Here is a 24,760-nt window from a genome sequence, read left to right as displayed (position 1 = left end):
CGCTGCGTTGCGGCCGCCATGCCTCAAGCGGCGCCCAATGCGCCCGATACCGGCGCGCGTAACCCGCCGCGCACGGACGATCCGTGATGCAGCGCACGCGCGGCCGTCTTGCCCGAGCCGATCGCTCCCTCGATAGTCGATGGCAGACCGGTGGCGGTCCAATCGCCTGCCAGGACGAGATTCTCGTAGGCGGTTTCGGCCCCCGAGCGACGCGCGGCCTCGGCCGGCGTCGCCGCGAAGGTCGCACGCTTCTCCTTTACGATCTGCCAGCTGGGCAGTTCCGGGGCAAGACTGCACAACTGTGCGATCTCACCCCAGATCTGGCGGGCGAGGTCTTCCCGGGGCACGTCGAGCAGCCGATCGGCACCGCTAATCGTGACCGAGTACCGGTCAGGATAGGCGAAAAGCCACTCCGTCAGGGAGTTTACGACGCCGAGGACCAGCGGGCTGCCGGTCCTCGGTGCAAGTGCGAAGTGCGCATTCACGATAGATCGGAATTCCACCGGGGCGAGGAGACCCGGCAACACTTCGCGGGCTACCCAGGGCGGCAGGGCGAGCACGATGCCATCGTCGGGGCCGATCGCCTCCGGGCCGTCGGAAAACAGCAGCTGCCCGATTCGGCCGTCGGCGCCATCGAGGCCGCGCAGGCGCCGGCCGACGCGGATCTCGCAGCCGCGGGCGCTCAGGTAGCGCAGGGCCGGGTCCACGAAGGCGTAGGACAGGCCCTCCACCGCCACCAGCGGGCGGCAGGCCTTTCCGCCGGCGCCGAGGGTCTCGCGCAGGATCCGGGCGGCCAACCCGACATCGCTGTCCCGGGGCTCGGTGTTGAGCGCGGCCAGCAGGACCGGATGCCAGAGCCGGGCGTAGAGGTCGCCCTCGCACGCCATGCTGTCGCCGATCGTGCCCCCGGCGCCCTCGGGCTTGCCCGAGGCGGCGCGCAGGATCCCGAGCGGAGCGAGATAATCCCGGGCGCGGGTGCCGGGCACGCGGCGGGACGGGCTCATCACCCACCAGGGCAGCCGCCCGGCATTCGGGCGCAGGCACCAGCGTTCGCCGGTCTTCAGGTCGGCGAAATCGAAGGCCGCCTCGTCGGGCCCGGTGAGCGCGTCGGCGGGGGCGCCGACGGTCTTGAGGAAGCCCAGGGCGTCGGCGTTGCCAGACAGCAGCAGGTGGTTGCCGTTGTCGATCGTCAGGCCCAGGGCCGGGTCGTAATAGGAGCGGCAGCGCCCACCGGCCTGCTTGGCGGCCTCGTGCAGCACCACCCGGGCACCGGTCTCGGCCAGCGCGACGGCGGCGGAGAGGCCGGCCAGCCCGGCCCCGACGACGTGGACGATTCCCATCAGACCAAACCGTGCCGGAGGACGACGGCGAGCAGCGCCAGCTTGCCGGGCTTGACCCGGGCGCGGGGCATCGCCCAGCCGCGTTCGAGCACCGCCTTCAGGTAGAGGTGATAGGCGGCAGCCATCAGCCGGGCGGCCTTGGTCGCCTTGCGGGGGCTGCGCCGGATGATCTCCCAGGTCGCCTGGTAATGATCCTCGGCCTCGCGTGCGAGCGAGATGCACACCTCGCCGATGCGCGGATGGCCGACCGCCTGCGCCGGGGTGGGATCGGCCAGCCCGATGGCGGCCAGCTTCTCGCGGGGCAGGTAGAGGCGGCCGCGCTCGGCATCCTCGTCGATGTCCCGGAGGATGTTGGTGAGCTGGAGCGCCCGGCCCTGGTGCCAGGCGAGCCGGATGCCGTCCGCCTCCGGCATGCCGAAGATCCGCACGGACAGGCGGCCGACCGCGCTCGCGACCCGGTCGCAATAGAGGTCGAGGGTCTCGGCATCGGGGGCCACGATGTCCGCGACGGCATCCATGGCCATGCCGTCGATCACCGCCTGGAAATCCTCGCGCTTCAGGTCGTAGCGGCGCACCGGCTCGACGAGGTCGCGCACCCGCGCGGCCGGACGGCCGGCATAGAGGGCGTCGATGTCGGCGCGCCAGCGGTCGAGCTCGACCTGCCGCACAGCCCGTGTCCCGCCATCGTCGGCGACGTCGTCGACGGAGCGGCAGAAGGCGTAGACGGCGTACATCGCCTCGCGCCGCTCCTTCGGGAGCAGGCGCATGGCGGTATAGAACGACGAGCCGGCGGCCGGCAGGGCCGGGGCGGCCGCGTCCTGATCGGTGATGGGGGTCGCGGTGGCACTCACGAGCGGATTCCCTGAGCCGCGCCCCGCACGATCCGGCCCCGGAAGGGCCGGCGCGCCAGGGTGGCGGCGACGCCGCCGAGCGCGGTGAGGGCGAAGGCGGCCTTGCCGTGATGGACTTTGTCCGAGAGCGGATCGCGCGTGGTCAGACCCTTGGCGAGCACAACGGCGAGCCGATGGATCGCGGCGATCTCCAGGGAGAGCCGCAGGTCGTCGATCAGGTCCGGCAGGGCCGAGCCCTCGTCGAGGAGGTCGAGGCAGCGTTGCGCCAGCTCGGCGATCACCGCCCGGAGCTGCGGAGTCGCCTTCGGGGCGCCCAGCATCGCCACGGTCGCACCGTGCCGGTCGAGGGCATCCTGCGGGATGTAGACCCGGTCGAGCCCGGAAAAATCCTTGCCGCAATCCTGGAGGTGATTGATGATCTGGAGCGCCGCGCAGATCGCGTCGGAGGCCTTATAGACCCGGGCCGGATCCTCGCCGTGGACGTCGAGCACGAAGCGCCCGACCGGCATCGCCGAGTAGCGGCAGTAATGGATCAGCTCGTCCCAGTTCGCCGTACGGTTCTTGCGCGCGTCCATCCGGAACGCGTCGAGCAGTTCGAGCGCGTGGCGGGGCGGCAGGCCGCGGGCGGCGAGTTCACGCTTGAGCGGCTCGGCCTCCGGGTCGGAGGGGCCGGCGCCGGTGAGCGCGTCGGCCAGCTGGTCGAGCAGCGCGAGCTTGCGCTCGGACGCGAGGTCCGCGTGGTCGGCCACGTCGTCGCCGGCGCGGACGAAGTTGTAGAACGCCAGGATCGCCCCGCGGTGGCGCGGATGGATCAGGTGCGAGGCGACCGGGAAGTTCTCGTCGCGGTGTCCCTTGCCGGAGCGCGCCGCGGTCGCGGTGTCGAGCTTGCTCATCCGAGATACCCGGCCTGGCGGAACCACGCGATCGCGTCGGACAAGCCCTCGCGATAGGGCCGCGCAGTGTAGCCGAGTTCCTGGCGCGCCTTCCGGTCCGAAAAGAACATCCGATAGCGGGACATGCGGATGCCGTCGATCGTGGCGAACGGCTGGCGGCCGGTGACCCGGGCGGCGAGCTGGGCGAAGAACGCCACCGGGTAGACGGCGGCCCGCGGCAGGCTCACGGTCGGGGGCTTGCGCCCGACCATGCCGGCGATGTCGGCCAGCATCTGCGACAGGAACACGTCCTCGCCGCCGAGGATGTAGCGCTCGCCGATCCGGCCCCGGCGCAGGGCCAGCAGGTGGCCGTGGGCCACGTCGTCGACATGGGCGAGGTTGAGCCCGGTATCCACGAAGGCCGGCATCTTGCCCAGCGCCGCTTCCTGGATGATCCGGCCGGTGGGCGTCGGCTTCACGTCCCGGGGGCCGATCGGCGTCGACGGGTTGACGATCACCGCCTGCAGCCCGTCCCGGGCGATCATCTCCTCGACCACGCGCTCGGCCACGACCTTGCTGCGCTTGTAGGCGCCGATGGCGGTCTCGGGCGTCAGCGGCATGGTCTCGTCGGAGGGCGTGACCCCGTCGGCCGGCGGCTTGATGGTGGCGACGCTCGACGTGTAGACCACTCGCTCGACGCCTGCATCGAGGGCCGCGCGCATCATCAGGCGAGTGCCGTCGCGGTTGGTGCGGACGATCTCCTCCATATCCGGTGCCCAGAGCCGGTAATCGGCCGCGGCGTGGATCAGGTAGCGCTGGCCGCGCAGGGCGGCGGCCACGGCCGCCGGGTCGCGCATGTCGCCTTCGGCGATCTCGACATCGGTCCAGGTCAGGTTCCGGCGCGGGCTCGTGGCGCGCACGAGGATGCGCACCGGGAAGCCGGCCCGGCGGAACACGTCGACCAGGGCTGAACCGAGGAACCCGCTCGCGCCGGTGATCAGCACGGGGCCGACCTCGGACGGGCCGGAGGAAGTGGCCTCTACCATCGCGTGTCTAAAGCGTTGCGGGATGCCGGCGCGGGCGGGGAACCCCGCCGCGCCGCGCTTGTGTCATCGAACCGCCCGGGCGGCAAGCGAAGGGCGGACCCGGCTCGCCCAGAGTCGCTCCGCGGCGCCGGTCGAGCGGGATCCCGTGTCGCAGTCCGCTGGCGCTGCATGCGCCCGGGACGGGGCGCCGCGTCCGATCCGGCACCGCCCCTCCCCCGGACAGGTGGCGCGCAGCGGGACCGGATCCGGGCCCCAGCCGGGGAATCGCCGCGACGCAGCACGCCGAGGTCAGGCCAGGCGCAGGCGCGAGCGGCCTTCCTTGCGTTCCGGCAAGGTCGCGAGCGCGGTTTTGACGATGGTTGCGGCGTCGAGGCCGGCCTCGGCGTACATCTTCTCCGGGCTGTCGTGGTCCTGGTACAGGTCCGGCAGCGTCAGGGTGCGTACCCGGACGCGCCCCGCATCCAGGGCGCCCCGCTCCGTCAGCAGGTGCAGCACCATCGCCCCGAAGCCGCCGCGCGAGCCCTCCTCGATCGTGATCAGCACCTCGTGGCTCTGCGCCAGGTCCAGGATCAGCGCCTCGTCCAGCGGCTTGGCAAAGCGCGCATCCGCCACCGTCACCGCCACGCCCTGCTCCGCCAGCGTGTCGGCCGCCTTCAGCGCCTCGGACAGCCGCGTGCCCAGCGACAGGATCGCCACCCGCGCCTCCGGGTCCTGGCGCACCATCCGGCCCTTGCCGATCGCCAGCGCCTCGCCCCGCTCCGGCAGCTCCACGCCGACGCCCTCGCCGCGCGGGTAGCGCAGCGCGATCGGGCCGCTGTCATGGGCGTGCGCGGTCGCCACCATGTGCACCAGCTCGGCCTCGTCGGAGGCCGCCATCACGGTCATGTTCGGCAGGCAGCACAGGTACGCCAGGTCGAACGCGCCGGCATGGGTCGCCCCGTCCGCGCCGACCAGACCGGCCCGGTCCAGGCAGAACCGCACGGGCAGGTTCTGCAGCGCCACGTCGTGCACGACCTGGTCGTAGGCCCGCTGCAGGAACGTCGAGTAGATCGCCACGAACGGCCGGTAGCCCTCCGTCGCCAGCCCGCCCGCGAACGTCACCGCGTGCTGCTCGGCGATGCCGACGTCGAAGGTCTTGTCCGGGTGCGCCTTGCCGAACAGGTCGATGCCGGTGCCGCCCGGCATCGCCGCCGTGATCGCCACGACCCGGTCGTCGGCGTCGGCCGCCTTGATCAGGCTCTCGCCGAACACCCGGGTGTAGGCCGGGGCGTTGGGCTTGGCCTTGGCCTGGACGCCCGAGACCACGTCGAACTTGACCACGCCGTGGTAGCGGTCGGCGCTGGCCTCGGCCGGCGCGTAGCCCTTGCCCTTGCGGGTGACGACGTGGAGCAGGATCGGGCCGTGCTCGGCGTCGCGGACGTTCTTCAGCACCGGCAGCAGCTGGTCGAGGTTGTGCCCGTCGACCGGGCCGACATAGTGGAAGCCCATCTCCTCGAACATCGTGCCGCCGCCCACCACCAGGGAGCGGGCGTACTCCTCCGCGGCCGCCGCGCGCTGGTAGAGCGCCTTGGGCAGGAGCTTGCCGAGCTGCTTGGCGGTCTCGCGCAGGGACTGGTAGGTGCCGCCCGACGCCAGCCGCGCCAGGTAGCCCGACATCGCGCCCACCGGCGGGGCGATCGACATGTCGTTGTCGTTGAGGATGACGATCAGGCGCGAGTGCAGGGCGCCGGCGTTGTTCATGGCCTCGTAGGCCATGCCGGCCGACATCGAGCCGTCGCCGATCACCGCGATGGCGTTGCGGCGCTTCGCGGTCCGGCCCTTGGCCTTGGCGGCCTCGGCGTCGAGGTCGCGGGCGACCGCCATGCCGAGCGCGGCCGAGATCGAGGTCGAGGAATGGGCGGCCCCGAACGGGTCGTAGGCGCTCTCGGAGCGCTTGGTGAAGCCGGACAGGCCGCCGCCCTGGCGCAGCGTCCGGATGCGGTCGCGGCGTCCGGTCAGGATCTTGTGCGGGTAGCACTGGTGGCCGACGTCCCAGACGATGCGGTCGTCGGGCGTGTCGAACACGTGGTGCAGGGCGACCGTGAGCTCGACCACGCCCAGCCCGGAGCCGAGATGGCCGCCGGTGATCGACACCGCGTCGATCATCTCGGCCCGCACCGCGTCCGCCACCGCCTGCAACTCGGATTCGGGAAGCTGCCGGAGCGCCGCAGGCTCCGGGATACGGTCGAGCAACGCCGCGTGGTCAGAGGATATCGCCAAGGGAAGCATCCGCTCGTTCGAGTGTGGTAACGGCCCCGTCACGCGGGCTTCCGAAAAAGGGGTCTCGCCGTCACGACGCCAGCACCCGGTGGGCACGCGTTCATGCTAGAACCGACCCGACCGTCGCTGTCATGATAGTGCCACGTACGAACGATCGGCGGCGCGATCAATGTCCGACCGGCGTTTTTTCCAGTCACGTGCCCTTACCGCCACATGAGGTCCGCTCTTGAGCCCGGCTCGTCTGTGCATCATTCTGCTCATGCTGGCGATTACCCCCGCCGGCCAAGCTTTTGCCGGCCAAGCTTACGCCAGTCCTCGACCGCCGGACGGCAACCTCGATTTCCCGTGCAACTTCCTGGGCGCCTGCCCGCCGCGGGTCCAGCCCGGCGGTCCGGACCGCGACGCCCGGCCCTTCACGGGGAGCCTCGGCCGCCCCTGCGCGTGGCGCGACCGTCCGACCCCGGAGGGTCCCCGGCGGGTGCGGGTATGCTGGTAGCGCTGCCCCGGGGGGCGTGTGCCGCGGCGCTGGCCGTCTTCGCCCTGTCGGCGCCGGCCGACGCCCTGGAGACCTGCCCGGCCATGTTCGCCGGGGGCGTGTCGCCCGTCCTGACCAACCCGAAGCTCGCCGCCCGGGCGGTGCCGCTGTGCTACGAGGCCTTCGCGGTCCTGCATTCGGGGGTGACGCGCACGCCGCTCTATTCCGCCGAGCACCTCACCCGGGCCAGCGTCGCCGATGCCCGCGCGGTCGCCCGCGACGACGCGTTCCACGAGGAGGCGCGGCTGCCGGATGCCGAGCGCGCATCGCTGGAGGATTACGTCCGCAGCGGCTTCGACCGCGGCCACCTCGCCCCGGCGGGCGACATGCCCACCGTGACCGCCCAGGCCGAATCGTTCAGCCTGGCCAACATCGTGCCACAGGACCGGGCGCTCAACCGCGGGCTCTGGGCCGACATCGAGGAGGGCACCCGGCGGCTGGCGAGCCGGCGCGGGGCGCTCTTCGTCGTCACCGGGGTGATCTTCTCCGGGGCCGCGGTCCAGCAGATCAAGGGCGGGGTGCTGGTGCCCACCCAGCTGTTCAAGGCGCTCTACGACCCGGCGAGCGGCGAGGCCGGCGCCTATCTCGCTCGCAACGACGCCGCCCGGGACTGGCGCGCCGTCTCGATCGACGACCTCACCCGCGAGGCCGGGATCGACGTGTTCCCGGCCCTGCCGCCCGCCGCCCGAGCCAGCGCGATGACCCTGCCGGACCCCCGTGCCGGGGCGCGCTCGGAGGGGCACCGCCCCCGGCCCGAGCAGGGCTGGCAGGACTGGCTCGGCCACGAGCTTCACCGCGCCGCGCGCAAGGTCCTGCGCGACCTGCTGCGATCGATCTTCTGAGAGGGACCATGCCAGAGGACAAGCCGAGCCGCCGGAAACCCAAGGCGGGTGCCTTCGAGCCCTTCGCCGACGACGCGTCGGTCCGCACCATCGGCGCCCTGAGCTTCGAGAACGGGACCGACCGAATCGCCCTTCACGGCGCCCTCGACCTCACCAGGGACAAGGCCGGCCTGGCGCAGGCGCGCCTGCTCCAGGCCACCCTCGACGCCATCGTGAAGGCCCTGGAGGCCGGCGACCTGCCGGACGTGGTGGCCGAGGCGCCGGACGCGGCGCCCAAATCCGTGGCCAATCCCTTCGCCTGAGCCGCGGTCGGCCCGCCCGGCGTCCTTGCCGGTACCGGGCGGGCCTGATACTCGGTCGGCGACATTCTTATATCGTGGGGAACGCGCGTACAGGACGGGTCCAAGGCCCCGGACCTGACCCGTGCCGCTGGCACGCACCGCGCAGCCCCGAACAACGCGCCGAGGACGATCCGCGATGGCTCGCGAATTCATCTACCACATGCGGGGACTCACGAAGTCCTACCTGGGCGGCAAGAAAGTCCTGGAGGACGTCAACCTGTCGTTCTACCCGGACGCCAAGATCGGCGTGCTCGGCATCAACGGCTCGGGCAAGTCGACCCTGCTCAAGATCATGGCCGGCATCGACACGGAGTGGACCGGCGAGGGCTTTGTCGCCCAGGGCGCCCGGGTCGGCTACCTGCCGCAGGAGCCGCAGCTCGACCCGAACAAGTCGGTCCGCCAGAACATCATGGAGGGCGTGGCCGAGAAGCAGGCGCTGCTCGACCGCTACAACGAACTCGCCATGAACTATTCCGAGGAGACCGCCGACGAGATGACGGCGCTCCAGGACAAGATCGAGGCGGCCAACCTCTGGGAGCTGGATTCCAAGGTCGATCAGGCCATGGAGGCCCTGGGTTGCCCGAGCGACGAGCAGCCGGTCGCGACCCTGTCGGGCGGCGAGCGCCGTCGCGTGGCCCTGTGCAAGCTGCTGCTGTGGGAGCCGGAGCTGCTCCTGCTCGACGAGCCGACCAACCACCTCGACGCCGAGACCGTGAACTGGCTCGAAGGCCATCTGAAGACTTATCCGGGCGCGATCCTGATCGTGACCCACGATCGCTACTTCCTCGACAACGTCACCAGCTGGATCCTCGAGCTCGATCGCGGCCGGGGCTACCCGTACGAGGGCAACTACTCGGCCTGGCTGGTGCAGAAGCAGAAGCGCCTCCAGCAGGAGGGCCGCGAGGACATGGCCCGCCAGCGCTCGATCACGCGCGAGCAGGAGTGGATCGCCGCCTCGCCCAAAGCCCGGCAGTCGAAGTCGAAGGCCCGCATCACCCGCTACGAGGAGCTGGTCGCCAAGCAGAACAACAAGGTCGACGCCGCCGCGCAGATCGTCATCCCGATCGACGAGCGGCTGGGCAACAACGTCATCGAGTTCGAGCACCTCAACAAGGCGTTCGGCGACCGCCTGCTGATCGAAGACCTGTCGTTCAAGCTGCCGCCCGGCGGCATCGTCGGGGTGATCGGGCCGAACGGCGCCGGCAAGACCACCCTGTTCAAGATGATCACCGGCCAGGAGACGCCGGACGGCGGCAAGATCGCGGTCGGCGAGACGGTGAAGCTCGGCTACGTCGATCAGTCGCGCGACGCCCTCGATCCGAGCGCCACGGTCTGGCAGGAAGTTTCGGGCGGCAACGACATCATCTATTTCAACAAGCGCGAGATCAATTCCCGCGCCTATTGCGCGGCCTTCGCGTTCAAGGGCGGCGACCAGCAGAAGAAGGTCGGCACCCTCTCGGGCGGAGAGCGCAACCGCGTCCACCTCGCCCGGACCCTGAAGGGCGGCGCCAACGTGCTGCTGCTCGACGAGCCGACCAACGACCTCGACATGGAGACCCTGCGCGCCCTAGAGGATGCGCTGGAGGATTATGCCGGCTGCGCGGTGATCATCAGCCACGATCGCTGGTTCCTGAACCGCATCGCCACGCACATCCTCGCCTTCGAAGGCGACAGCCACGTGGAATGGTTCGAGGGCAACTTCTCCGACTACGAGACCGACAAGATGCGCCGGCTCGGGGCTGATTCGCTGATGCCGAAGAAGATCAAGTACAAGAAGTTTTCGCGATAAGATTCGGTCCCGGCCTTCGAGCCGGGACCATTTGGGCCGGTCCCAGGCCCTCGTCCCGATAGGCAGGGCCGCGACCGGGTTCTTCGCTCGCGACCGGCGCTGCGGCGCGACTTGGAAGATCGGTGCCGGTTCGCGGATGAGGGGAATGCTGTGTTTCTCCTCCCCCCGGGACTACGGGTTACACGGGCCGGACGATCCATCTTCCGAAGGTTGATCCCCCCTACGCGACGACCGAGGCGGTCATTCCGGGGCGCCGCAGGCGAGCCCGGAACCCAGAACCGCTTTCGGCGCAAGAGCTTGACACATCGGCGTCTCTGGTTCCCGGGCTCCGCTTCGCGGCCTCGGGATGACGGCGCTTGGCCGCATCGATCCAGTCGCGGCTTGACGTCCAAGACCGAGCTGTCCGCCCGTTGAAAAGATGATGAGTCCCACCTGCGCAACCCGTCGCCGAATGGGATGAGCGCGCGTCGCGCCTTTCGATGACCGATGCGTGAACCCTGTAGCCCGTGCGGCAGAAGTTTGGTCTGGCGACCCTCTCGAGAAGCGTCGCGTCGTCTTCCGCGTGCGCCGGATCAGGCGGCTCGCCCTCTCACGCTGAGAGGCCCCCTCATCCCAGGCGCCCCCGCGCCGCATCCAGCATCGCCTGAAGGCTCTGTGCCAGGGGGATCGCGGGCTGCCAGCCCGTGGCCGCCGTGAAGGCCGAGGGATCGCAGCCCTGGCTGCGGGCGCACGTCGGCCGGGTCCGGTCGGGCGCGACCTGCACGGTGAACGCCGCCTCGCTCAGGTCGCGGAACAGGTCGAGGATCGCCGAGACCGGCGTGACGATCCCGGTGCCGACGTTGAAGGTGCCGCCGTCGGGCAGGTCGTCGGCCCGGTCCAGGGCGCGCAGGCAGGCCGAGGTCACGTCCGACACGTCGAGGAAGTCGCGCGCCGCGGCGAGGTCCCCGGCCTCCAGGATCGGGGGGGCGAGGCCGCGCTCGATCCGCGCGATCTGTCCCGCGAAGGAGGCGGCCACGAAGGTCTCGCTCTGGCCGGGGCCGATGTAGTTCGAGGGCCGCAGCACGAGGTGCCGCACGCCGGCATTGGCCAGCACGTCGCGCAGAATGTACTCGCAGGCGCTCTTGGTGCGGCCCGAGATCGTGTCGGGCCGGGGCGTCACGGATTCGTCCGGCCGGGGCCGGTCGCGGAACGCCTCCCCGTACACCACCGTCGAGCTCAGGAAGATCAGGGTCGCCCGGGTCCGCGCCACGGCTTCGGCGAGATTGAGGCTGCCCAGCAGGTCCGCCCGCCAGGCATAGGCCGGCGTCTCGCTCGACCGGGCGACCGACGCCAGGGCGGCCAGGTGGAACACGAAGGTCGGCTCGAACGCCGCCACCGCCGCCGCGAGCCTGTCGGCATCGAACGGGTCGACATCCAGGCCGGCGACGCCGTCGAGGGGCGGAAGCGGGCGGCGGTCGATGCCCAGGATGTGGCTGCCGGGGGGAAGTCCCTGCCGCAACGCCTCGAGCAGGCGGCGGCCGAGGAAATCGCCGGCTCCGGTGACGAGGACGCGCATGAACCCTGCCCTTCCCCGGCACCCACCGGGATCGATCCGGCGCCTCTATAACAGCGATCGTCGGCGATGTGCGCGGGCGACGACGCAATGAGATCTGGCGCGGACCAGGGCCTAGGCTCGATGCTGTCGAGATCCAGCCGGCATCGCGCAAACCAACCCCCGGACCGGTTGCGGATCGGCGGGACGTTTCCGTCAGGCTCCACCCGTCCCGGCCGCGGGCCGCCGCACGGTGACGTATATCCACTCGGCGTGGGCTCGGTCGGTGGTCACGGCGTCGATGGTGAAATCACGCAAGCCATGCGCATCGAAGCGCTCGATGAGTTCATCCCGGCTCCAATACCGGAAGTACCGAGGGGCATCGATCTTCGCGTTCGACCATTCGGATCCCTGTCCCGCCTTCAGCGTGAACGCGAACCGACCTCCGGCCGACAACGCCCCGACCGTCTTGAGCAGGGCGTGATCGAACTCCGCGTCGGTGAAGTGAAGCAGGACGGCGTTCGCGAGAATCAGATCGTACTGGCGCTCGAAGGGATCGGTCAGCAGATCGAACACGATCGCGGGGACCCCCTTGGCGAGAAGTTCGGCAACGAACTCTGGCACCGCATCGCTACACAACACGGCGTAGCCCCGGGCGGCGATATAGGCTGCATCTCGACCATGCGCCGTACCCATTTCAAAAATGGCCGCGTCCGGCTCCAGACCGATCAGGATCTGATCGATCCAGGTCTTCGACGCCCCAGCGAGCGTCTGCGTAGACCGCTCACCGTATTGGCGAAACTTGGCCGCGTAGGACGAAAGCGTTGTGCGGTTCGAACACGATGTCACGGCCGACCTCCGAGGTTCTGTCCGGCCCATTCACCCTCACCTGCGACGCAGCGACAGGGCCTGACATGGGATCGGTCGGATTCGATCTCGAACTTATCACAAGCAAGGCGCGGGACGGCGCGACCGGGGGGACGGCATGCCCTTCGTCACTCGCACGGTCCGGAACAAAGGCGCGTGATCGGCGCGATCCGTCGCGGCATTGGTGTTTGGGTCAGTTATATTGCATTGCGGTGCACGTCCCGCGCCGACCCTGGCGAAAGAGCGTCCCGGTGATGGCTGCGTGAAGAGCCTCGACGACCTTGAGCGAGCGCCCATCAGCGGCATGGCACCCGCGTCGGACCCGGCGCTGGTGCCCGGGCCAGCTCCGAAGAAGCCCGTCCGGGACGCCCGGGTCGACGTGCTGCGCGGCTTCGCGCTCCTGACGATCTTCATCGACCACATCCCGCGCAACGCGCCGGCGCTCTATACCCTGCACAATTTCGGCTTCTCGGATGCGGCCGAGATCTTCGTGCTGCTGGCGGGCTACGCGTCGATGGTGGCCTATGGCGGCCTGTTCGGCCGGGCCGGGACGTGGCCGACCCTGGCACGCATCGCCCGGCGCTGCCTGCGGATCTACCTGTTCCAGGCCGGACTGCTGCTCGCCACGCTGATCATCGTCCGCATCTGGATGGATCTCACCGGGCTGACGCCACGCTTCGGCGTCGCGCCGCTGCTGCAGATGGGGCTGCTGCCCGGCCTCCTGCGCGGCCTCGTCCTCAACGCGCTGCCGAACTACCTCGACATCCTGCCGCTCTACATCCTGCTGCTGGCCCTGTTCCCGGCCATCTATTTCGGGTTGCAACGCGGGGTCTGGGGGGTGCTGGCGCTCTCGGGGACGCTATGGCTGGCCGCCAACGTCGATTCCCACCTGAACCTGCCAAACGCCGCCGCGGTGGACGACGGCTGGTACTTCAACCCGTTCGCCTGGCAGTTCCTGTTCGTGATCGGAGCCATCCTGGCGATGGCGGTCCGGGCCGGGAACGGCTTGCTCCCCTGGCGCAACTGGGCGGCCGCCCTCGCCTTCGCCTACCTGGCGTTCGGGCTGCTGCAGGGCGGCTCCTGGACGGACTGGGGCCTGCCGGATCTCCGGGTGCTGCCGATCGGCCCGCCGGACAAGGGCCATGTCGCGCCGCTGCGCCTGCTGCACATCCTCGCGCTGACCTACCTGATCTTCAGCGCCCCGGCCGTCCGGCGCCTCTCCGGTTGGCACCGGCTGCGGCTGATCGATGCCTGCGGCCGACATTCCCTGGAGATCTTTGCCGCCGGCTGCCTGGCGGCCCTGATCGGGCGGATCCTCTACCGCACCTTCGACACGGCGTGGCCACTCCAGATGGCGGTCAACCTCACCGGACTCGCGGTGATGCTCGGGCTCGCCAAGGTGCTGGACACCCGGGCCGACCCGAGGCGCGTCACACGCTCAGGGCGCTGAGCGCACGCAGCCCGCTGGCCTGGTCGTCGTAGCGGTGCGCGTCGCCGATCATCGCACCGTTGGCATCGGTGATGTACCAGCCGCTCAAGGGCTGGTCCGTCGAGCGATCGTGGAAGTCGATATCGGTGACTTTCAGCATGGCGCGCTCCCACCTCGTTCAACGTGTTCGATGTCGTGAAGACGGAACGGACCGGGCCCAGCCCTGTTCCGCCCCGGATCATGCACGGTAACAGGGGTCGGAACGATGCCGCGGATGCGCCGCAAGGGCGACCTCCCGGAGAAGGTGTGCGCCCAATGCGGCCGCCCCTTCGCCTGGCGCAAGAAGTGGGAACGAGTCTGGGACGAGGTGCGCTACTGCTCCGACCGCTGCCGGAGCGACGCCAAGGCCGGACGGGCCCCGAGCGCGACCGGGCGCTGAGCGTCAGGCGTCCTCGGCGGCCCTCAACGCGGCCGGCGTGTCGATATCGAGGGCGATCGCCGCATCGCCCGGGATCTCCAGGACATCGGATCGGTCCCGGAGCAGCGGTCCGGCGCCACGGTCGCCGGTGAGCTGGCCGATGTCGGGGGCGAGGCGGCGCAGATTGAGCAGCACCGGGTTTCCGCGAAGGCTGTCCAGAACAGGGACGACGGCCGCCACAGAACGCGAAGACTCTTCGAAGGCTGCGGCCAATCGGTCGATGTGATCCGCGAAGATCCGCGGCATATCGCCGAGCACGATGACGGCTGCTTCGCAGTTGCGCGGGAGCGCCGCCACGCCCGCACGCAGCGACGTCGCCAGCCCGGCGCGGAAATCCGGGTTCTCGACCAGCACCACATCGAGCCCGGAGAGCGCCCTCCGCACGGCGTCGGCATGGGCGCCGAGTACCACCACCACCGGGCGCGGACCGGCCGCCAGGGCGGCCTCGGCCGCGTGGCGGACCAGCGGGCGGCCGTCGAGCAGCGCCAACATCTTGGGCTCCGGGCCGAACCGGGTTCCAAGGCCCGCCGCCAGCAGGACGGTGCCGATCTCAGACATCGGCATTCGCCGCCTCGCCGCCGGCCCGAGGCTGCGGCCGCGAGACGATCTCCATCAGCAGGCCGCCCACCCCCAGGGCGACGATGTCGGCCCGCGTCACGGGCAGGTCCGCCAGTAGCCGGTGCAAAATCCAGTCGAAGCCGTTCTCCTTGGGCGAGCGGGCACAGCCCGGCGCCCCGACTACCGGCACGCCGGCCCGGCTGCCGACCAGGAGCAGGTTCCCAGGATCGACCGGCATGCCCAGATGCTCCACCCCCCCCCCCGCCGCCGCGATACCGGCCGGGATCACGTCGCGCCGGTCGGCGATGGCCGAGGCTCCGAACACGACCACTAGATCCGCGCCCGCGCCGTCGATCGCCTCGATCAGCGCCCCCGCCACGGCCCCGGCCGTGTGCGCCACGCGATTCTCGAAGACGATCGCGGCGCCGGCCGGTGCGAGGCGCTCGGCCAGGACGCGGAGCGTCCGATCGATGGTGGCCTCCTTGAGGCTCGGCAGGCGGGTCGAGACCACGCCCACACGCCGGCGGCGGTAGGGTGCCACCGCCAGCGCTCCGCCGGTCTCGGCCGCGCAGGCCCGCGCGAGGACCGCACCCGGCACGGCGTACGGAATGATCTTCACGGTGGCGACCATCTCGCCCTCGACCACCGGCTTGAACGGCGGCAAGGTCGCCACCGTCACCGCCTCGTCGACGGCGTTGACCGCGTCGATCCAGGCGGGCGCCAGGGTCAGGACCCCAGCGGTTTCGGCGAACAGGTTGCAACGGCCGGTGAAGGGGGCCTCCGCGCGCAGGTTCGGCCCGCGCAGATGCGCGGCGAGCCGGGCTGCGGCCGCGTCCTCGCCGACGTCATCGGGTTCGAGGGCGGCAGCGACGATCTCCGAGAGGCCCGCCCGGGCCAAGCTGGCAGCCGCCTCCTCGGGGATCACCGCGCCCTTGCGCAGGGTGACGCCGTCGCGCCGCACGGTATGGGCGCTGATCAAGCCGGCAGCCTCGGTGACCGGCACGGGGCCGAACCTCACGCGGCCTCCAGACGCGGGACCTGGCGGAGCGTCGCGACGACCTCGGCCAGCACCGCCAGCGCAATCTCAGCCGGGCTCACCGCCCCAATGGCAAGCCCGATCGGCGCCCGAATCTGGCCGATCTGCTCGGATGAGAAACCGGCCTCCGCGAGCCGTGCGGCGCGGGCTGCATGAGTCTTACGTGAGCCCAGCGCCCCGACATAGAAGCACCCGGCGGACAGGGCCGCCTTCAGAGCCGGATCGTCGATCTTGGGATCGTGGGTCAGCGCCGCGAGCGCGCAGTAGCGATCGAGGGGTGCCACGCGGCCCCCAAGGGCGGCATCGGGCCACTCGGCCACGAGGTCGACACCCGGAAAGCGCTCCGCGCTCGCGAAGGCGGTACGCGGGTCGATCACGGTGAGGGCGAGGTCGAGGCCGGCCGCCATGGGCGCCATCGCTTGCGAGATGTGGACGGCGCCGATCACCACGAGACGAACCGGAGGCACCTGCACGGTCAAGAAAACCTGCCGGCCGTCGATTTCGACCAAGCCGCTCTTGCCCGAGGCCATATGCCGGCGCAGACCCTCCGCCGACGGATCAGCGGCTATTTCGTCCTCGCGAACGAGGCGCTGCGTCCCGTCGACCAGATCGGTGACCAGGATCGCGGCCCGGCGCGCGGCGCGCTCGGCGTTGAGGCTGTCTAGAATCTCGGTGCGCATCAGTCGACCCGCTCGACGAACACCCGGATCCGGCCACCGCAGGACAGCCCGGCCCGCCATGCGGTCTCGTCAGCGACACCGAATTCGAGGATGCGCGGCGTTCCGGCCTCGATCACCTCGATCGCCTCGGTAATTACAGATCCCTCGACGCAGCCGCCCGAGACGGAGCCAAGGAAACTGCCGTCTCCATCGACCACGAGGTGGCTCCCGACGGGTCGCGGCGCCGAGCCCCAGGTCTCGATCACGGTGGCGAGTGCCACGGCGCGCCCGTCCCGCCGCCAGGATGAGGCGGCGGCGAGGATGTCTGTATCGGTGCTAAGCATGGCCCTCGAGACCTTCGGCCGGCGGGTGCCCCCCGCCACCAACAGGTATGGCCCGGGCGGCGCCGTGCAAGGCGCCGCGCCGCCCACGATCGTGACGGCTCCATCAGCGGCCACCAAGCGTGGAGATCAGACCGCCCTCGGGGCAGCCCGGGATGCCCGCACCGCCGTCAGCGCGCCGGCTACGATCAGCAGGCAGGCCAGCGCCAGGGCCGGGCCCGGGCTGGCGTAACCGGTCGCCACGAGGATCAGTGTCGACAGCACCGGCGCCGCGTAGGCCGTAACGCCGAGCAGGCGGACGTCGCCCCGCTTGCAGCCGATGTCCCAGAGATAGAAGGCGGCCCCCACCGGCCCGATCCCGAGAAGCAGCACCGCCCCCCATTGCGTCGCGTCCGCCGGCCAGACCGTGGTCTCGAAGGCGAGATGACAGGCCAGGCTCAGCGCCGCCGTGACGAGGCAGAAGCCCGCGACCGCGTCGGTCGGCACCTGGCCGACCCGGGCCGACAGCACCGAGTAGCCGGCCCACACGAAGGCCGCCGCGAGGGAGGCGGCGTAGCCGGGCAGCGCGCCCGCGGCGAAATCGAGGTTGCCCCGTCCGAGGAACAGGGCGGCGACGCCGGCCAGACCGAGCACCGCCCCGGCGAGATGTCCGGCGCGCAAGCCGCCCGAGCCCGGCAGCCGGGCGGAGAACAGGACAATCAGCAGCGGCCAGAGGTAGTTGATGAGCCCGGCCTCGGCCGGCGGCGCCAAGCGCAGGGCGCTGAAATAGAGGGCGTGATAGCCGAACAGCCCCCCGACTCCGAGCAGCCAGACCGGCCAGGGCTGGAGCAGAGCGCGGGCCCTGGCGGGACGACGGATCCAGGCGGCGCAGCCGCACAGGCCGCCGATCCAGAAGGTCATGGCGGCGAGCTGGAACGGCGGCACCCTCCCGGAGGCCGCGGTAAACAAGGCGAGCAGCGACCACAGCAGGATCGCCCCGAAGCCCGCGAGGGTGGCGGTGGAGCGCGATATGTCGCGGGTCGCGGATGACGCTGTTCGGCTCATGGATCGCAGCTACCATGCGAAATCGTGAGTCGGCGAGACGGGGTCACGGCTCTGTCACCGTCCGGTCTTACGGGCAGCAGGAACCGGGAGAACTGTCGATGCGCACGATCCTAGCCGTCCTCGGGCTGCTGCTGGCGGGTGGGTCGGCATACGCCGGCGAGGGGGTGCAGCTCGGGCCGCGTCCATTCTACCTCGTCGACCAACTGAAGCCCGGGCCGCTCAAGGATCACCTGGCCGGTTGCGGCGTCGACCGGCCCTACACGCCGCGAACCTTCTCGATCTCGCATCGGGGGGCGCCCCTGATGTTTCCGGAGCATACCCGCGAGGGGCTGCTCGCGGCCTACCGGATGGGGGCCGGGATCATCGAGTGCGACGTCGCCTTCACCAAGGACCGCCAGCTGGTCTGTCGGCACAGCCAGTGCGACCTGCACACGACCACGGACATCCTGGCCCGGCCGAACCTTGCGGCGAAGTGCACGAAGGGTTTCGAACCGGCCGACCCGGCCACGGGCCGCAAGGCTTCGGCCAAGTGCTGCACCAGCGACCTGACCCTCGACGAGTTCAAGTCGCTCAACGGCAAGATGGACGCGGCCGACCCGGAGGCGACAACGCTGGCCGGCTACATGAATGCCACGCCGCGCTGGCGCACCGACCTCTACGCCACCACCGGCACGCTGATGTCCCACAAGGAGTACATCGCCCTGGTGAAGGGGATGGGGCGCAAGTTCACGCCGGAGCTGAAGGCGCCCCAGGTCGCGATGCCGTTCGAGGGCAACTACACCCAGGACCAATACGCCCAGCAGCTGATCGACGAGTACAAGCAAGCCGGAATACCGGCCTCCGACGTCTATCCGCAGAGCTTCCAGCTGCGGGACATCCTGTATTGGCTGGAAAAGGATCCGGATTTCGGCCGCCAGGCGATCTTCCTCGACGACCGGGACGAGACCACCAAGGGCTTCGACCCGGAGAAGCCGGAGACCTGGAAGCCCGGCATGACCGAACTCTCCGCCAAGGGCGTGAAAATCCTGGCGCCGCCCCTGTGGATGCTGGTGCGTCCCGGGCCTGAGGGCGCCATCGAGCCCTCGACCTATGCGAGGGAGGCCAAGAAGGCCGGTCTCGGCCTGATCGCCTGGTCGCTGGAGCGGTCGGGCCCGCTCAAGGAGGGCGGCGGCTACTACTACCAGTCGGTAAAACCGGTGGTGACCGGCGATGGCGACATCCTGCGGTTGCTGGACGTGCTGCACGGGCAGGTTGGCGTGCTCGGGGTGTTCTCGGACTGGCCGGCGACCACGACGTTCTACGCCAATTGCGTCGGCGCGCCTTGACTGGTCCGGAGCGCGGGTCCGTCGGGAACGGGGCTAAGCCCTTGATTCGACGCGCTTGCTGACGCCGGACCGGTATCCGCTTCGGCGGCGAGCACCGCCGCTCAATCGGCCCAGAGGGCGACCAGGGAGAACAGGCCGGCCATCAGAACGTTGACCAGGAGGAGGCTGGCGAGGATCAGGGCGAGCGTCATGGCGGTCTCGGGAGCGTCGATTCAGCGAAGCTAAGGGGGGCGTGACCGGCCAGACTTCGGAGAAGTGAGCCGGCCGTTCCGGTTTCCCTTCGCGTAGCCCGCGAAGGGAAGCCGGTCAGGGGTGTGCCAGCAGCAAAACCATGTCGAACAGCTCGCCGAACTTCACCGGCTGCCAACCGAGGCGGCGGGCGACCAGCGCGTAGCTCACGCTGAGCACGGACGCGCAGCCGAAAAGAGCCAGGATGAACAGCACGATGTCGCCGGTGATGAATCCGGTCGCGGTGCCGACCAGGGCGGTGGCAATGAAGATGATCCGGCCCGGCTTCTGCGGGCCGCGGGTGGTGACGTCGGGCAGGGTGGTGACATCGGGCAAGGTGGTGACATCGGACATGGGAGTCTCTCCGGATCGGGATCAGCGGGCGCGGCAGTTCGGGCCGAACCAGGTCATGGTCCGGCGGTCCATGCCGCCGTCCGAGGCGGCGCCGCAGACGGGAAAGCGGGGGTCGCCGCTGCGCTGCAGGCTGATCTGCTTGTAGAGATCCTGCTGCGCCTCCCGGCGGCGGGTCTGCGCGGCGAACTGGGACTGCCAGTACAGGTCCCGGTTGGCTTGGGTCAGCGCACGCTGCTGGTGCAGGTCCATCGTGCACTGGGCAAACGCATCGGTGCCGGGCTCGAAGCCGAAGTCGTAGCACTGGCCCTGATCCATCGCGTGCCGTTCCTGCGGGGTGACGCAGGCGGCGAGGCCGAGGGCGCAGGCCGCGGCGAGACCGAGCTTGGCCAGCATCGCGACGCCGCGTGCATCGACCGTCCGGTCGGCGGCAAGAGTTTCACCGGCATCGCGCTTGGTGAATGGGGTGTTCATCGTATCGGGGCCTTCGTTCTTGCTGGCGCGAACAACCACGCCGGGCCGAAACGAGACCTATCCGGGACAGCTCGAATTGTTCGTGTTCCGGAGCACCTGTGCGATTCCGCGCGTCCGACCCCGCAATGCACAGATCCACGCGCGGTCTGATGGGATCTACGGTGTGAAAAGAAATCCGTGAGGATCGCGTGGATTTCGTTCCGCCCACCGGCGCGATTTTGACAAAGATCCTGCGAGGATCAGTCCAAACCGGTGTTTGTGCGGAAAATACGAGCTGTGATCGCTCTGAAGTCCGAGCGTCTTACGAGCAGCCACCCGGTCATTCCGGGACCGTGAAGCGGAGCCCGGAATCCAGAAACTCAGGTCCATGATGACCTTGCACCGGCGGCGGCTCTGGGTTCCGGGCTCGCCTGCGGCGCCCCGGAATGACAAGGCGGCTTATCCTGCCGGCCGTGTGTCGCCGATCGAAGATGAGATCTGACCGGAAGCACGAACACAAAGAAACGCCGCGCGGCCCGGCAGGGCGGCGCGGCGTCGGAGATCGATGTGGCGGCCCGGCAGAGCCGGACACGCCCGTCGTACCGAAAAAAATCAGACGAAGTGCTGGCCGCCGTTCACGGTGAGCGTCGAGCCGTTGATGAAGCCGGCCTCGTCGCTCGCCAGGTATTCCACCGCATGGGCGATCTCTTCCGACTTGCCGAGGCGGCCGGTCGGGATCGTCGCGATGATCTTGTTGCGGATCTCCTCCGGCACCGCCATCACCATGTCGGTGGCGATGTAGCCCGGCGCGATCACGTTGACGGTGATGCCCTTGGAGGCGCTTTCCTGGGCGAGCGCCTTGGCGAAGCCGATCACGCCGGCCTTGGCGGCCGAGTAGTTGGTCTGGCCGGCCTGGCCCTTCTGGCCGTTGATCGACGAGATGATGATGATCCGGCCGAAGCCGCGGCTGCGCATGCCCTCGATCACCGGCCGGGTGCAGGTGAACACCGAGTCCAGGTTGGTCTTGATGACCGCCTGCCACTTGGCGAAATCCATCTTGTGGAAAGCGCCGTCGCGGGTGATGCCGGCATTGTTGACCAGAACCTCGACCGGGCCGAGCTCGGCCTCGACCGCCGCGATGCCGGCCTGGCAGCTCTCGTAGTCGCCGACGTCGAACTTGAAGACCGGGATGCCGGTCTCGGCCTTGAAGGCCTGGGCCGCCTCATCGTTGCCGGCGTAATTGGCGGCGACCTTGTAGCCCTTGGCCTGCAGGCCCTTCGAGATCGCGGCACCGATACCGCGGGTACCGCCCGTCACGAGCGCGACGCGTCCTTGAGACATTGTTGTTTCCTCCTGTTCGCATCACGTGATGCCGCGTGCGGATGGCGTCCGCACGCGATTTTTTCTGAGTTAGGACTCAAGTCTATATTGGTGGACAGCCGGTCGTAACGAGCCGGTCACGGCCGCTCGAGGCACATGGCGACGCCCATGCCGCCGCCGATGCACAGGGTGGCGAGGCCCTTCTTGGCGTCGCGCCGCTTCATCTCGTGCAGCAGGGTGACGAGGACGCGGGCACCGGAGGCGCCGATCGGGTGACCGATGGCGATGGCGCCGCCGTTGACGTTCACCTTCGAATCGTCCCAGCCCATGTCCTTGTTCACCGCGAGCGCCTGAGCCGCGAAGGCCTCGTTGGCCTCGATCAGGTCGAGGTCGGAGGGCTTCCAGCCGGCCTTCTCCAGGGCCTTGCGGGAGGCCGGGATCGGGCCGGTGCCCATCACCTTGGGATCGACGCCCGCGGTCGCCCAGGACTTGATCTTGGCGAGCGGCGTCAGCCCGCGCCGCTCCGCCTCGGAGGCCGACATCAGCACCAGCGCGGCGGCGCCGTCGTTCAAGCCGGACGCGTTGGCGGCCGTCACCGTGCCCTCCTTGGCGAAGGCGGGCTTGAGCTTGGCCATCGCTTCCACGGTGGCGCCGTCACGGATGTACTCGTCGGTGTCGACGATCGTGTCGCCCTTCTTGCCGGGGATCGTCACCGGGACGATCTCGTCCTTGAACCGGCCCTCCTTGCGGGCGGCCTCGGCCTTGTTCTGCGAGCGGGTCGCGAACTGGTCCTGCTGCTCGCGGGTGAGCTGGAACGCCTGGGCGACGTTCTCGGCGGTCTGGCCCATGTGGTAGCCGTTGAAGGCGTCCCAGAGCCCGTCCTTGATCATCGTGTCGATGAGCTTGAGGTCGCCCATCTTCTGGCCGCCGCGCAGGTACTGGGCGTGGGGCGAGAGCGACATCGATTCCTGGCCACCGGCCACGATCACGGTGGCGTCGCCGTTGGCGATCTGCTGCATGCCGATGGCGACAGTGCGCAGGCCCGAGCCGCAGACCTGGTTGAGGCCCCAGGCGGTGGCCTTCTCGGGGATCCCGGCCTTGATCGCGGCCTGCCGTGCGGGGTTCTGGCCGGCGCCGGCCGTGAGCACCTGGCCGAAGATCACCTCGTCCACGTCGTCGGGGGAGACCTTGGCGCGCTCCAGGGCGGCCTTGATCGCGGTTGCGCCGAGCTCGTGGGCCGGGACGGCCCCGAAGGCGCCGCCGAACGAGCCGACCGCGGTGCGCGCGGCCCCGACGATGACGATCTCTTCGCTGCCTGCCATGTGAACGTTCTCCTCTTACAAGCCGGCGCGCCTTCCTCAGTTCGGGCGCGCTCTAAAAGCCGGTCCCGCGATGAAGGGCTTGAGGTCGGCGAAGTCAAGGATCGAGCTTCGAGGGTCAAAACGCCCCGATGACGCGCCTGCGAGACTGAAATGGCCTGTGCGAAGGCCCGCACCCGGCATTATTCTGCGTTGAAGAGGTGCAGTTTGCTGTTTTCTGCGCCTGTGGAAGGCTTTAAGGTCCGTGCTGCGGGCGCGAAGACGATCCCCGCCGGGACGCGTCGCGCGTGCCTGCGACGCCCTGAGTCCTGAGTTCAGAAAGGCCGTTCCCGATGGCGGATACCGTCAAGGCCACCCAGACCGTCATCAAGAAATACGCGAACCGGCGCCTGTATCACACCGGCACCTCGACCTACGTGACGCTGGAGGACCTCTCCACGATGGTCCAGAACGGCGAGGACTTCGTCGTCTACGATGCGCGCGCGGGCGACGACATCACCCGGTCGGTGCTGACGCAGATCATCTTCGAGCAGGAGAACAAGGCCGGCGCCGAGAACCTGCTGCCGGTGGCGTTCCTGCGCCAGCTGATCCGCTTCTACGGCGACAGCATGCGCACGATGGTGCCGAGCTTCCTGGAATTCTCGATGGCGAACTTCGCCAAGGACCAGGACGGCCTGCGCGAGAAATTCGCCCACAGCTTCGGCCCGGCCGCGTTCCAGAACGCGATCGAGCAGTCGGTGCGCACCAACATGAACTTCTTCGGCGACGCCATGAAGATGTTCACCGGTTTCACGCCGCCCCCCGGCGGGGCTCAGCCCCAGGCGCCGCAGGGGGCCGCGCAAGGTGCCCAGGGGGCCCAGGGGGCCCAGGGGGCCTATGCCGGCGGCGAGCTCGACGACCTCAAGCGGCAGATGCTGGAGATGCAGCAGCGCCTCGAGGACCTGGCCAAGAAGTGATCTTGGCCGTGCCAAAACCAATCACTCCGGCCGGTCCTAAGCGTTTTTGACAAGTTGACGGACCATTAACGCCGGCCCCACGTTTGCAACATGCGCACGGTGACGTGCAGGGGATGTTGCGATGGCGCGGATCGGGACAGTAGGCCGGGCCGGTGCAAACTGGACGAGCAGGCCCGCGCAATCCGCGGGTGCTGCGGCCGGGGCGACGACGGACGCCGTCTCGCCGGCTCGGGCACTGGTGGTGGTCGATGGGGGACGGCGCGAGGCGCGCGCCACGATCCTGATGCCGGACCGATTCGGTAGCGGCAGTGCCTGTTCGGGATTCGTGGCTCAGCTACTGATCGCCAGCGACCCGACCCTCCGGCCGTCGCGGCTGGAACGCACGAAGGCGGCCGCGGCCCGTTACGCAGAGACCGCTCGGCGGCTCGCGTAAGTTTCTGTTCTCGCCCGCGCCGTCATCGCGAGCGCAGCGAGGCGACCCGACGCTGCGCCACGTTCGAAGGACACCCGCTGGCCGAGGTCGCTTCCCTGAGCGCGCAGGGACCGGGCGCGGGCGGTGAGCCTGACGCCCATTACAGCCCCCGCCCCGTACGGTGAGGCGCCCGCTTCGCGAGCGCATCCCGGAGACGAGGCTGTTGGTCGGACCGATGAAGGATCGGACCGGTCGAGACGCTTACGCCTCGACGGACTTCACCTTCAGCACCTGGCGGCCGCGGTACATGCCGGTCTTCAGGTCGATGTGGTGCGGACGGCGCAGCTCGCCCGAGTCCTTGTCCTCGACGTAGGTCGGCGCCTTGAGGGCGTCGGCCGAGCGGCGCATGCCGCGACGGGAGGGGGAGGTCTTTCGCTTCGGAACGGCCATGGCAGAAGTCCTTCGTGATGCCGCGGGCAAAGCGGCGCGCGAGCGGCTCCTCGATCGAGGATCGCCTCGCACACCGCGGGATACGGATGAGGGCGCGCTTATAGCGTCGGCGCCGGCCCGTGGCTAGG

At 69.7% G+C, this 24,760-nt stretch carries 26 protein-coding genes; 8 read left to right on the top strand and 18 right to left on the bottom strand.

Annotation, left to right across the window (positions count from 1 at the left end):
- Positions 1-23 precede the first annotated feature (23 nt).
- The 5 genes from hpnE to dxs all read right to left on the bottom strand — a co-directional run bounded on the left by hpnE (position 24) and on the right by dxs (position 6,377).
- Positions 24-1,340: a hydroxysqualene dehydroxylase HpnE gene (gene hpnE / locus FVA80_RS28665; RefSeq protein WP_147910329.1), complete on the bottom strand. Its 1,317-nt coding sequence runs from the start codon at positions 1,338-1,340 to the stop codon at positions 24-26.
- The gene (hpnD, locus tag FVA80_RS28660; protein ID WP_147910330.1) at positions 1,340-2,191 is read right to left on the bottom strand and encodes a presqualene diphosphate synthase HpnD; all 852 of its coding nucleotides are present in this window, start codon (positions 2,189-2,191) and stop codon (positions 1,340-1,342) included. The genes hpnE and hpnD overlap by 1 nt, the downstream gene beginning before the upstream one ends.
- Positions 2,188-3,084 carry a squalene synthase HpnC gene (gene hpnC / locus FVA80_RS28655; RefSeq protein ID WP_147910331.1) on the bottom strand — a complete coding sequence of 299 codons (897 nt, stop codon included), beginning with the start codon at positions 3,082-3,084 and terminating at the stop codon, positions 2,188-2,190. The genes hpnD and hpnC overlap by 4 nt, the downstream gene beginning before the upstream one ends.
- Positions 3,081-4,109 carry a hopanoid-associated sugar epimerase gene (hpnA, locus tag FVA80_RS28650; RefSeq protein ID WP_147910332.1) on the bottom strand — a complete coding sequence of 343 codons (1,029 nt, stop codon included), beginning with the start codon at positions 4,107-4,109 and terminating at the stop codon, positions 3,081-3,083. Before hpnA ends, hpnC begins: the two co-directional genes overlap by 4 nt.
- Before the next feature lie 288 nt (positions 4,110-4,397).
- A complete protein-coding gene (gene dxs / locus FVA80_RS28645; protein ID WP_147957912.1) occupies positions 4,398-6,377 on the bottom strand; it encodes a 1-deoxy-D-xylulose-5-phosphate synthase in 1,980 nt (659 codons plus the stop codon).
- Between the two features lie 250 nt (positions 6,378-6,627).
- Between dxs and FVA80_RS32245 the strand changes: the two genes are divergently transcribed.
- The 4 genes from FVA80_RS32245 to ettA all read left to right on the top strand — a co-directional run bounded on the left by FVA80_RS32245 (position 6,628) and on the right by ettA (position 9,875).
- Complete coding sequence (locus tag FVA80_RS32245) at positions 6,628-6,864, top strand: hypothetical protein (protein ID WP_147853937.1); 237 nt, start codon at positions 6,628-6,630, stop codon at positions 6,862-6,864.
- The gene (locus tag FVA80_RS28635; RefSeq protein ID WP_147910037.1) at positions 6,855-7,745 is read left to right on the top strand and encodes a DNA/RNA non-specific endonuclease; all 891 of its coding nucleotides are present in this window, start codon (positions 6,855-6,857) and stop codon (positions 7,743-7,745) included. The genes FVA80_RS32245 and FVA80_RS28635 overlap by 10 nt, the downstream gene beginning before the upstream one ends.
- Before the next feature lie 8 nt (positions 7,746-7,753).
- Positions 7,754-8,047, top strand: coding sequence for a hypothetical protein (locus FVA80_RS28630; RefSeq protein WP_147910036.1), 294 nt, complete (start codon positions 7,754-7,756; stop codon positions 8,045-8,047).
- 175 nt (positions 8,048-8,222) lie between these two features.
- Positions 8,223-9,875 carry an energy-dependent translational throttle protein EttA gene (ettA, locus tag FVA80_RS28625; protein WP_147910035.1) on the top strand — a complete coding sequence of 551 codons (1,653 nt, stop codon included), beginning with the start codon at positions 8,223-8,225 and terminating at the stop codon, positions 9,873-9,875.
- A gap of 607 nt (positions 9,876-10,482) precedes the next feature.
- On the opposite strand, the gene FVA80_RS28620 is transcribed toward ettA, so the two are convergent.
- Positions 10,483-11,430, bottom strand: coding sequence for an NAD(P)-dependent oxidoreductase (locus FVA80_RS28620; RefSeq protein WP_147910034.1), 948 nt, complete (start codon positions 11,428-11,430; stop codon positions 10,483-10,485).
- A gap of 192 nt (positions 11,431-11,622) precedes the next feature.
- Complete coding sequence (locus tag FVA80_RS28615; protein ID WP_187193538.1) at positions 11,623-12,255, bottom strand: methyltransferase domain-containing protein; 633 nt, start codon at positions 12,253-12,255, stop codon at positions 11,623-11,625.
- A 280-nt stretch (positions 12,256-12,535) separates the two neighbouring features.
- Here FVA80_RS28615 and opgC point away from each other — a divergent pair, with 280 nt between their 5' ends.
- Positions 12,536-13,723, top strand: a complete 1,188-nt coding sequence (opgC, locus tag FVA80_RS28610; protein ID WP_246692187.1) for an OpgC domain-containing protein — start codon at positions 12,536-12,538, stop codon at positions 13,721-13,723.
- On the opposite strand, the gene FVA80_RS30820 is transcribed toward opgC, so the two are convergent.
- On the bottom strand, positions 13,704-13,862 hold the full coding sequence (locus FVA80_RS30820) for a hypothetical protein (protein ID WP_187193537.1): 159 nt from the start codon (positions 13,860-13,862) through the stop codon (positions 13,704-13,706). The two genes, opgC and FVA80_RS30820, sit on opposite strands and share 20 nt — an antisense overlap.
- 105 nt (positions 13,863-13,967) lie before the next feature.
- Between FVA80_RS30820 and FVA80_RS28605 the strand changes: the two genes are divergently transcribed.
- The gene (locus FVA80_RS28605; protein ID WP_187193536.1) at positions 13,968-14,141 is read left to right on the top strand and encodes a DUF2256 domain-containing protein; all 174 of its coding nucleotides are present in this window, start codon (positions 13,968-13,970) and stop codon (positions 14,139-14,141) included.
- A 3-nt stretch (positions 14,142-14,144) separates the two neighbouring features.
- Here FVA80_RS28605 and FVA80_RS28600 read toward each other — a convergent pair whose 3' ends face one another.
- The 5 genes from FVA80_RS28600 to FVA80_RS28580 form a co-directional block, all read right to left on the bottom strand.
- The gene (locus tag FVA80_RS28600) at positions 14,145-14,744 is read right to left on the bottom strand and encodes a nucleotidyltransferase family protein (RefSeq protein WP_147910032.1); all 600 of its coding nucleotides are present in this window, start codon (positions 14,742-14,744) and stop codon (positions 14,145-14,147) included.
- Positions 14,731-15,756, bottom strand: a complete 1,026-nt coding sequence (locus FVA80_RS28595; protein WP_147957911.1) for a molybdopterin-binding protein — start codon at positions 15,754-15,756, stop codon at positions 14,731-14,733. The genes FVA80_RS28600 and FVA80_RS28595 overlap by 14 nt, the downstream gene beginning before the upstream one ends.
- Positions 15,753-16,454 (bottom strand): XdhC family protein, encoded by a 702-nt coding sequence (locus FVA80_RS28590; RefSeq protein WP_147910031.1) that lies wholly within the window; start codon positions 16,452-16,454, stop codon positions 15,753-15,755. The genes FVA80_RS28595 and FVA80_RS28590 overlap by 4 nt, the downstream gene beginning before the upstream one ends.
- Positions 16,454-16,777 (bottom strand): XdhC family protein, encoded by a 324-nt coding sequence (locus FVA80_RS28585; protein WP_147910030.1) that lies wholly within the window; start codon positions 16,775-16,777, stop codon positions 16,454-16,456. The genes FVA80_RS28590 and FVA80_RS28585 overlap by 1 nt, the downstream gene beginning before the upstream one ends.
- 126 nt (positions 16,778-16,903) lie before the next feature.
- Positions 16,904-17,818 (bottom strand): EamA family transporter, encoded by a 915-nt coding sequence (locus tag FVA80_RS28580; protein ID WP_187193535.1) that lies wholly within the window; start codon positions 17,816-17,818, stop codon positions 16,904-16,906.
- 98 nt (positions 17,819-17,916) lie between these two features.
- Here FVA80_RS28580 and FVA80_RS28575 point away from each other — a divergent pair, with 98 nt between their 5' ends.
- Positions 17,917-19,143 (top strand): glycerophosphodiester phosphodiesterase family protein, encoded by a 1,227-nt coding sequence (locus FVA80_RS28575; protein WP_147910029.1) that lies wholly within the window; start codon positions 17,917-17,919, stop codon positions 19,141-19,143.
- Positions 19,144-19,449: 306 nt separating this feature from the next.
- Here FVA80_RS28575 and FVA80_RS28570 read toward each other — a convergent pair whose 3' ends face one another.
- The 4 genes from FVA80_RS28570 to FVA80_RS28555 all read right to left on the bottom strand — a co-directional run bounded on the left by FVA80_RS28570 (position 19,450) and on the right by FVA80_RS28555 (position 22,817).
- Positions 19,450-19,725 carry a hypothetical protein gene (locus FVA80_RS28570; protein WP_246692186.1) on the bottom strand — a complete coding sequence of 92 codons (276 nt, stop codon included), beginning with the start codon at positions 19,723-19,725 and terminating at the stop codon, positions 19,450-19,452.
- A gap of 21 nt (positions 19,726-19,746) precedes the next feature.
- Positions 19,747-20,196 carry a hypothetical protein gene (locus FVA80_RS28565; RefSeq protein ID WP_147910028.1) on the bottom strand — a complete coding sequence of 150 codons (450 nt, stop codon included), beginning with the start codon at positions 20,194-20,196 and terminating at the stop codon, positions 19,747-19,749.
- A gap of 591 nt (positions 20,197-20,787) precedes the next feature.
- Positions 20,788-21,516 carry an acetoacetyl-CoA reductase gene (gene phbB, locus FVA80_RS28560; RefSeq protein WP_147910027.1) on the bottom strand — a complete coding sequence of 243 codons (729 nt, stop codon included), beginning with the start codon at positions 21,514-21,516 and terminating at the stop codon, positions 20,788-20,790.
- Between the two features lie 116 nt (positions 21,517-21,632).
- Positions 21,633-22,817, bottom strand: coding sequence for an acetyl-CoA C-acetyltransferase (locus FVA80_RS28555; RefSeq protein WP_147854948.1), 1,185 nt, complete (start codon positions 22,815-22,817; stop codon positions 21,633-21,635).
- A 329-nt stretch (positions 22,818-23,146) separates the two neighbouring features.
- Between FVA80_RS28555 and phaR the strand changes: the two genes are divergently transcribed.
- A complete protein-coding gene (gene phaR / locus FVA80_RS28550) occupies positions 23,147-23,770 on the top strand; it encodes a polyhydroxyalkanoate synthesis repressor PhaR (RefSeq protein ID WP_147910026.1) in 624 nt (207 codons plus the stop codon).
- 673 nt (positions 23,771-24,443) lie between these two features.
- On the opposite strand, the gene rpmF is transcribed toward phaR, so the two are convergent.
- The gene (gene rpmF / locus FVA80_RS28540; protein WP_147910024.1) at positions 24,444-24,632 is read right to left on the bottom strand and encodes a 50S ribosomal protein L32; all 189 of its coding nucleotides are present in this window, start codon (positions 24,630-24,632) and stop codon (positions 24,444-24,446) included.
- Between the last annotated feature and the right edge of the window lie 128 nt (positions 24,633-24,760).

It is taken from the genome of Methylobacterium sp. WL1, from assembly GCF_008000895.1.
Taxonomy (GTDB): Bacteria; Pseudomonadota; Alphaproteobacteria; order Rhizobiales; family Beijerinckiaceae; genus Methylobacterium.
Note: the sequence above shows the minus strand (reverse complement) of the source record. Positions and strands in the feature narration are given on the sequence as shown.

Coding starts and splice junctions, on each gene's coding strand:
- hpnE (WP_147910329.1), bottom strand. CDS start 1,340: ATGGGAATCGTCCACGTCGTCGGGGCCGGGCTGGCCGGCCTCTCCGCC.
- hpnC (WP_147910331.1), bottom strand. CDS start 3,084: ATGAGCAAGCTCGACACCGCGACCGCGGCGCGCTCCGGCAAGGGACAC.
- hpnA (WP_147910332.1), bottom strand. CDS start 4,109: ATGGTAGAGGCCACTTCCTCCGGCCCGTCCGAGGTCGGCCCCGTGCTG.
- dxs (WP_147957912.1), bottom strand. CDS start 6,377: ATGCTTCCCTTGGCGATATCCTCTGACCACGCGGCGTTGCTCGACCGT.
- FVA80_RS32245 (WP_147853937.1), top strand. CDS start 6,628: ATGCTGGCGATTACCCCCGCCGGCCAAGCTTTTGCCGGCCAAGCTTAC.
- FVA80_RS28635 (WP_147910037.1), top strand. CDS start 6,855: ATGCTGGTAGCGCTGCCCCGGGGGGCGTGTGCCGCGGCGCTGGCCGTC.
- FVA80_RS28630 (WP_147910036.1), top strand. CDS start 7,754: ATGCCAGAGGACAAGCCGAGCCGCCGGAAACCCAAGGCGGGTGCCTTC.
- ettA (WP_147910035.1), top strand. CDS start 8,223: ATGGCTCGCGAATTCATCTACCACATGCGGGGACTCACGAAGTCCTAC.
- FVA80_RS28620 (WP_147910034.1), bottom strand. CDS start 11,430: ATGCGCGTCCTCGTCACCGGAGCCGGCGATTTCCTCGGCCGCCGCCTG.
- FVA80_RS30820 (WP_187193537.1), bottom strand. CDS start 13,862: ATGCTGAAAGTCACCGATATCGACTTCCACGATCGCTCGACGGACCAG.
- FVA80_RS28605 (WP_187193536.1), top strand. CDS start 13,968: ATGCCGCGGATGCGCCGCAAGGGCGACCTCCCGGAGAAGGTGTGCGCC.
- FVA80_RS28600 (WP_147910032.1), bottom strand. CDS start 14,744: ATGCCGATGTCTGAGATCGGCACCGTCCTGCTGGCGGCGGGCCTTGGA.
- FVA80_RS28590 (WP_147910031.1), bottom strand. CDS start 16,454: ATGCGCACCGAGATTCTAGACAGCCTCAACGCCGAGCGCGCCGCGCGC.
- FVA80_RS28585 (WP_147910030.1), bottom strand. CDS start 16,777: ATGCTTAGCACCGATACAGACATCCTCGCCGCCGCCTCATCCTGGCGG.
- FVA80_RS28580 (WP_187193535.1), bottom strand. CDS start 17,818: ATGAGCCGAACAGCGTCATCCGCGACCCGCGACATATCGCGCTCCACC.
- FVA80_RS28575 (WP_147910029.1), top strand. CDS start 17,917: ATGCGCACGATCCTAGCCGTCCTCGGGCTGCTGCTGGCGGGTGGGTCG.
- FVA80_RS28570 (WP_246692186.1), bottom strand. CDS start 19,725: ATGTCCGATGTCACCACCTTGCCCGATGTCACCACCCTGCCCGACGTC.
- FVA80_RS28565 (WP_147910028.1), bottom strand. CDS start 20,196: ATGAACACCCCATTCACCAAGCGCGATGCCGGTGAAACTCTTGCCGCC.
- phbB (WP_147910027.1), bottom strand. CDS start 21,516: ATGTCTCAAGGACGCGTCGCGCTCGTGACGGGCGGTACCCGCGGTATC.
- FVA80_RS28555 (WP_147854948.1), bottom strand. CDS start 22,817: ATGGCAGGCAGCGAAGAGATCGTCATCGTCGGGGCCGCGCGCACCGCG.
- phaR (WP_147910026.1), top strand. CDS start 23,147: ATGGCGGATACCGTCAAGGCCACCCAGACCGTCATCAAGAAATACGCG.
- rpmF (WP_147910024.1), bottom strand. CDS start 24,632: ATGGCCGTTCCGAAGCGAAAGACCTCCCCCTCCCGTCGCGGCATGCGC.